The organism is Methylobacterium sp., from assembly GCF_019750675.1.
Lineage (GTDB): Bacteria > Pseudomonadota > Alphaproteobacteria > Rhizobiales > Beijerinckiaceae > Methylobacterium.
On record NZ_JAIEOF010000281.1, the window covers coordinates 1 to 6,865 of the forward strand.

Annotated in this window: 6 protein-coding genes and 1 tRNA gene; 4 read left to right on the forward strand and 3 right to left on the reverse strand. The window is 69.7% G+C overall.

The genetic code is table 11. The features are described from left to right. A partial coding sequence (locus tag K2X24_RS14530) for a ComEC/Rec2 family competence protein (protein ID WP_292499094.1) occupies positions 1 to 791 on the reverse strand: 791 nt, incomplete at its 3' end. Between the two features lie 145 nt (positions 792 to 936). Between K2X24_RS14530 and gltX the strand changes: the two genes are divergently transcribed. Both gltX and gltA read left to right on the forward strand, forming a co-directional pair. Further along, the gene (gene gltX / locus K2X24_RS14535) at positions 937 to 2,361 is read left to right on the forward strand and encodes a glutamate--tRNA ligase (protein WP_292499095.1); all 1,425 of its coding nucleotides are present in this window, start codon (positions 937 to 939) and stop codon (positions 2,359 to 2,361) included. A 253-nt stretch (positions 2,362 to 2,614) separates the two neighbouring features. Continuing rightward, positions 2,615 to 3,904: a citrate synthase gene (gltA, locus tag K2X24_RS14540; protein WP_292499096.1), complete on the forward strand. Its 1,290-nt coding sequence runs from the start codon at positions 2,615 to 2,617 to the stop codon at positions 3,902 to 3,904. 81 nt (positions 3,905 to 3,985) lie between these two features. Here the strand turns inward: gltA and cmk are convergent, their stop codons facing one another. Then, positions 3,986 to 4,618: a (d)CMP kinase gene (gene cmk / locus K2X24_RS14545; RefSeq protein ID WP_238279486.1), complete on the reverse strand. Its 633-nt coding sequence runs from the start codon at positions 4,616 to 4,618 to the stop codon at positions 3,986 to 3,988. Between the two features lie 5 nt (positions 4,619 to 4,623). Continuing rightward, positions 4,624 to 5,973 (reverse strand): 3-phosphoshikimate 1-carboxyvinyltransferase, encoded by a 1,350-nt coding sequence (gene aroA, locus K2X24_RS14550; RefSeq protein WP_292499097.1) that lies wholly within the window; start codon positions 5,971 to 5,973, stop codon positions 4,624 to 4,626. Positions 5,974 to 6,232: 259 nt separating this feature from the next. Here aroA and K2X24_RS14555 point away from each other — a divergent pair, with 259 nt between their 5' ends. Together K2X24_RS14555 and K2X24_RS14560 are read left to right on the forward strand one after the other, a co-directional pair. Then, entirely contained in the window at positions 6,233 to 6,625 is a 393-nt protein-coding gene (locus K2X24_RS14555) for a TIGR02300 family protein (protein WP_082503635.1), read from the forward strand. 166 nt (positions 6,626 to 6,791) lie between these two features. Beyond that, positions 6,792 to 6,864, forward strand: a tRNA-Ala gene (locus K2X24_RS14560). Position 6,865 lies beyond the last annotated feature (1 nt).

Below are 6,865 nucleotides of genomic sequence, written 5' to 3' on the forward strand. Positions count from 1 at the left end.
AGGGCGGCGGCCACGGCACCCGCCTGTCCGCCGTTGGCATCGGTGATCCGGCGCGTGAGGGCGTTGCGCGCGTCGTCGATGGCCGCCGCGAAACGGGCGCTTCGATCGGGGGCCTGGGCCGGTGGCCGGACCTCGATCTTGCCGACGAGCGAGCCGACCGCGCCGATGCCGCGGAAATAGGCGTCGCGTCCGAAATCGTAGCCCCCGGGCCGCGCCGCCTCCGGGGGTGGCAACAGCCGGGCGGTGGCGGCGATGCGGTCGCCCGGCTTCAATGCCACCGCCTTGCGATAGGAGACCCGCACCCGCGCCGGGCGCATCTCCGGGCCAAGAACGCCGAAGCTCTCTACCCGCACGATCAGGCGTGCCCCTTCCTCGCGCTCGTCGAGGGCCTCGATGGTCCCGACGAGGCTGGCGATGGTGATGCGGGCCAGGATCGGTCCGGCCAGGCGATCGACCCGGATGGTCGCGGCGGCAAAGCCCAGCAGGGCGGCGATGCCCGCGAGGGTCAGTCCGAGGCCGAGGGGTCGCGCGCGCAGGAACGGCGTGGTGGCAGCGAGGAGGGCGGCGGCAACGAGGGGCGCGGCGAGCGCCGGCGCCCCGCGCGTCCCCGTGAAATACACGAGGATGCCGAATCCGAAGGCGACGGCGAGCCAGGGGAACAGACGGCGCTGCTCGACCTCCCGCGTCCACCCGGCCCGAAACCAGTCGCCGACGAGGCCGAGCACGGGGCGACGCACCGCGCTCGGGCGAAACGCCCGCGCCGCCGCCGCTATTCCCTGCGCCCGCGCCATGACTGCGCCCTCGGTGAGACCGGGCCGGGGAAATCGGCACGATGCGAGACGATTTCTTAACGCCTCGGCTCGCGCATGCTACACGCGCGTCTCCGGGCCGGTCGATCCGCCTCCCGCCCGTTCCACCAGCCAGTTCAAGTCAAGATTGATGTCGTCAGTCGTCACGCGCTTTGCCCCCTCGCCCACGGGCTATCTGCACATCGGCGGGGCCCGCACGGCCCTGTTCAACTGGCTCTATGCCCGGCGCTTCGGCGGCCGCATGCTGCTGCGCATCGAGGACACGGACCGCGAGCGCTCCACTCAGGGCGCGATCGACGCTATCCTGGACGGCATGCGCTGGCTCGGCCTCGATTGGGACGGCGACGTGATCTACCAGTACGCCCGCGCGGAGCGTCACCGGGAGGCGGCGATGAGCCTGCTGGACTCGGGCAACGCCTATCGCTGCTACGCGACGCCGGAAGAACTCACGGCGATGCGCGAGGCCGCCCGCGCCGAGGGCCGCCCCCTGCGCTACGACGGGCGCTGGCGCGACCGCGACCCCTCAGACGCGCCGGCCGGCGTGAAGCCGGTGATTCGCCTGCGCGCCCCCGCCGATGGCGAAACGGTGGTGGAGGACGCCGTGCAAGGGCGCGTCGTCTGGCAGAACAAGGATCTCGATGACCTCGTCCTGCTGCGGTCGGACGGAAACCCGACCTACATGCTCGCGGTGGTGGTGGACGACCACGACATGGGCGTCACGCAGGTGATCCGGGGCGACGACCACCTCACCAACGCCGCGCGCCAGCGCCAGATCTACGATGCCCTCGGCTGGGTGGCGCCTGCCATGGCGCATATCCCGCTGATCCACGGGGCCGACGGGGCGAAGCTCTCGAAGCGCCACGGAGCGCTCGGCGTCGATGCCTACCGCGACCTCGGCTACCTGCCGGCGGCCCTGCGCAACTACCTCGTGCGCCTCGGCTGGAGCCATGGCGACCAGGAGGTGTTCTCCACCGAGGAGATGATCGCCGCCTTCGACCTGAAAGCGATCGGCCGCTCGCCGGCCCGCTTCGACTTCGCCAAGCTCGAAAACCTGAACGGCCTCTACATCCGGAGCGCCGCCGACGCGGACCTCGTCCAGGCCATCGCCGACGTGCTGCCGGCCCTCGGGCCGTCGCGCGGCATACCCGTACCGATGGCGCCCGATCTGCGCGACCGCCTGACGGCCGCGATGCCGGGCCTGAAGGAGCGCGCCAAGACCCTGGTGGAGCTTCTGGACAGCGCCTACTACCTGACCGCGATGCGCCCCCTCGTTCCGGACGAGAAGGCCAAGGGCCTGCTCGGCGACGAGGCACGCGCACGCCTGGCCGCCCTCCTTCCGGCCCTGGAGGCCCTGTCCGACTGGGATGCCGCCGCCACCGAGGGCGCCGTCCGCCACTTTGCCGAGGCGAACGGCCTAAAGCTCGGGCAGATCGCCCAGCCCCTCCGGGCCGCGCTGACGGGACGCGCGACCTCGCCTCCGGTCTTCGACGTGATGGCGGTTCTGGGGCGAACGGAATGCCTCGGCCGGCTCCGCGACCAGATCCCCGCATGATGCACGCGGACCGGGAAAGAGCGTCCGGCGAGCACGCGTTTCATCCTGCAAAAGAATGACAAATCGGCCTGGATTTCGCTTGGCCCACGGCGTGAAGCGGAGCGTCGGTTGATGACGGTCCGCCGATCCGCTACCCCCATGCTCGTGTGAGCAAGTGCAGCATAGCCCGCGCTTGCGCCCCGGACCCGGGTGGCGGATCTCATCGCCACGCGGGCCGGCGACGCCCCGCTGCCACGAAAGGGTCCAGGTCTCCATGAGCGCCTCCAGCACGATCACCGTGGGCGACAACCACGTCGAGCTCCCGATCAAGACCGGCACGATCGGTCCGGATGTCATCGATATCGGCAAGCTCTACGCCAAGACGGGCAAGTTCACCTTCGATCCCGGTTTCACGTCGACCGCCTCCTGCGAGTCGAAGATCACCTACATCGATGGCGATGCGGGCGTTCTCCTCTATCGCGGTTACCCCATCGAGCAGATCGCCGAGAACGGTGACTTCCTCGAGACCTGCTACCTGATGCTGTTCGGCGAACTGCCGACCCCGGCCCAGAAGGCCGATTTCGACTACCGGATCACGCGCCACACCATGGTGCACGATCAGATGAACCGCTTCTTCCAGGGCTTCCGCCGCGACGCACACCCGATGGCGATCATGGTCGCCTGCGTCGGCGCGCTCTCGGCCTTCTACCACGACTCCACCGACATCTCGGACGACCAGCAGCGCATGGTCGCCTCCATGCGCATGATCGCCAAGATGCCGACCCTCGCGGCGATGGCCTACAAGTACTCGATCGGCCAGCCGTTCGTGTATCCGAAGAACGATCTCGACTACACCTCGAACTTCCTGCGGATGTGTTTCGCGGTTCCCTGCGAAGAGTTCAAGGTCAACCCGATCTTCGCGCGCGCGCTGGACCGGATCTTCATCCTGCACGCCGACCACGAGCAGAACGCCTCCACCTCCACGGTGCGTCTGGCAGGCTCCTCGGGTGCCAATCCCTTCGCCTGCATCGCGGCCGGCATCGCCTGCCTGTGGGGACCCGCCCATGGCGGCGCCAACGAGGCGGCGCTGAAGATGCTCGAGGAGATCGGGCATCCGGAGAACGTGGCCAAGTACGTGGCGAAGGCCAAGGACAAGAACGACCCCTTCCGCCTGATGGGCTTCGGCCACCGCGTCTACAAGAACTACGATCCGCGCGCCCGGATCATGCAGAAGACCACCCACGAGGTGCTCGGGCAGCTCGGTATCAAGGACGACCCGCTCCTCGAAGTCGCCGTGCAGCTCGAGCAGATCGCCCTGAAGGACGATTACTTCATCGAGAAGAAGCTCTACCCGAACATCGATTTCTACTCGGGCATCACCCTCAAGGCGATGGGCTTCCCGACCTCGATGTTCACGGTGCTGTTCGCGCTCGCCCGCACCACGGGCTGGATCGCCCAGTGGGCCGAGATGATCGAGGATCCGTCGCAGAAGATCGGTCGTCCGCGCCAGCTCTACATCGGCCCGGAAAAGCGCGAATATACCCCGATCGATCAGCGCGGCTGACGATCGCGCGGACGCCCTGCCGGATGAGATCCGGCGGGGCGCTACGTTTCTGATCCGAGGCGACGGCCGATGGCCGGCGGCTCAGTGCGGCCGGGCGCGGTCGACCACGGCGCGGGCGGCCGCGAAGGCCTCTTCCGCATCGAGTTCTGTGGTGTCGAGAATCACCGCGTCGGCGGCCGCCTTGAGGGGCGCGGTCGAACGCTGGGCGTCGCGGGCGTCCCGGGCGACGATGTCAGCCAGGATGGCGCCGAGCGTCGCCGATTCGCCGCGCCGCAGCAATTCGAGATGGCGGCGGCGGGCGCGCTCCTCGGGGGCGGCCGTGATGAACAGCTTCACGCCGGCATTGGGACAGACCACGGTGCCGATGTCGCGCCCGTCGAGGACCGCGCCGCTGGCGCCTCCCGCGAAGCGTTGCTGCCAGGCGAGGAGCGCGGCACGGACGGCAGGCACCGCCGAGATGCGCGAGGCGGCCTCGCCCATCGCGCGCTCGCGCAGACGCGGGTCGGCGAGACGATCGGCGATCAAGCTGGCGGCCGCGCGCGCCGCGGCCTGATGGTCGTCGAGATTGTGGCCCGCATCGATCACCGTGAGGGCGACGGCCCGGTACAGGAGGCCGGTATCGAGGTGGGGCAGGCCGTAATGCGCCGCGAGGCGCTTGGCCAGGGTGCCCTTGCCGGAAGCCGCCGGCCCGTCGATCGCGATCACCATCGGCATCGCGCTCAACCCTCGATCCGGCCGCCGAGGCCCTGCATCGTCGGCAGAAAGCTCGGGAAGCTGGTGGCGATCATCGCGCCGTCATCCACCGTGACGGGCTGCTGCGTGGCCAGCCCCATGACCAGGAACGCCATGGCGATGCGATGGTCGAGATGGGTCGCGACCGTGCCGCCACCGCGCGCGGGCTCGCCGGTGCCGTGCACGACGAGGTCGTCGCCGTCGACGAGGTGGGCGACGCCGGTGACGCTGAGCCCGTCGGCGACGGCCGCGAGGCGATCGGATTCCTTCACACGCAACTCGTGCAGGCCCCGCATCCGCGTGGTGCCCTCCGCGAAGGCGGCGGCGACGGCGAGCACGGGATACTCGTCGATCATCGACGGCGCCCGCTCGGGCGGGACGTCGACGCCCTTGAGCCGGCTTGCGCGCACGCGCAGGTCCGCCACGGTCTCTCCGCCCTCCTCCCGCTCGCGCAGGCGCTCGATGTCGGCGCCCATCTCGATGAGGGTGGTGATCAGCCCGATGCGCAGCGGGTTCATCATCACGCCCTCCAGGGTCACTTCGGAGCCCGGAACGATCAGGGCGGCCACCAGGGGGAAGGCGGCCGAGGACGGATCGGCGGGCACGACGACCTTGGTGCCGCGCAGGGTCGGCTGACCGGTCAGGCTGATCGCCCGTCCGTGGCCTTCGGGGCCGTGCGGAACCACGGTCACCTCGGCGCCGAACAGACGCAGCATCCGCTCGGTATGGTCGCGGGTGGCCGCCGCCTCGACCACTGTGGTGGTCCCGGGGGCATTCAGGGCGGCGAGCAGCACCGCCGACTTGATCTGCGCAGACGCAACGGGCGTCTCATAGGTGATCGGAATCGCCTCGCGGGGGCCGCGCAGGGTCAGGGGCACGCGCCCGCCCTCCTCCTCGCTCACCACCTCGGCCCCCATCCGAACCAGGGGATCGAGGATGCGGCGCATCGGGCGCTTCCGGAGCGAGGCGTCGCCGTCGAAGATCGCGGTGACCGGCTGGCCGCCGACCACGCCCATCATCAGGCGCGAGCCGGTGCCGGCATTACCGAAATCGAGCACGTCCTCGGGATCGGTGAGGCCGCCGATGCCGACGCCCCGAACGCGCCAGAGCCCGTCTCCCACCCGCTCGACGTCGGCGCCCAGCGCCTTGGCGGCGGCGGCGGTCCGCAGCACGTCGTCGCCCTCGAGCAGGCCCGTCACGTTCGTCTCGCCGATGCTGAGCAGGCCGAGAATCATCGCGCGGTGCGAGATCGACTTGTCACCGGGCGGGCGCAGACTGCCTTGCAGGGCCAGGCCCGCATGGGCGGTCAGGGGTTGCGGGGCGGAATCATGGGACACGGGCAGCGACTTTTCGGCTGGGCGCACGGGGCGCGGGCATTCAGGGCGCGGGCGCGTCGATACCGGCGCCGGTGCGATCAGGGCGGTTAACACGGGCGCGTGCCGCCGTCATCCGAAGCCCCGCACATCGCCCGCCGGGCGCCGCGAAGGGCCGAGGAAAGACGTCGCCGCGCCTTGGGACCCCAGGAATTTGACAGGAGCGTTCCACGCGACTAACGGGGCCCCTCTCCCAAAAGATTGCACGTATAGAGGTTCGCCCGTGGCCAGACCGGAACTCGGCTTGAAGCGTCAATGCATGAGCTGCGGCGCCAAGTTCTACGACCTCGACAATGATCCGCCGACCTGCCCCAAATGCGGGACGATCTATCAGGTCGCCGCAGCCTCCGGCCGCGCCGCTCCGGCGCTCGCCGCGCGCGCGGCCGCCGTTCCCGCCGATGACGACGAGGACACGGATGCCGAGAAGGGCGGTCCGGAGATCGTTTCCCTCGACGAGGTCGAGGCGGCCGAGGACGATGCGGACACCACCACCGAGGACGTGGACGGCGACAGCAACGACGACGCCGACGACACCTTCCTGGAGGAGGAGGACACCGGCGACGACGACGTGGCCGATCTGATCGACAGCGACATCGAAAACGACGAGGAGAGTTGAGCACTCTCACCCCCGTCCACACCGTCGGCCAAAAAAGTTTGCCGGCGGGGCACAAAGGGGGTTGAGACGGCGGGCAAGCCCCAGTACATCACCGCCATCGACGGCGGGCAGCGCCCGCCGCCGACGAAGACCGCTCCGGACCTCCAGTCTCCGGCGCGTCGAGAGTGGGGCCTTAGCTCAGCTGGGAGAGCGCTTCCATGGCATGGAAGAGGTCATCGGTTCGATCCCGTTAGGCTCCAC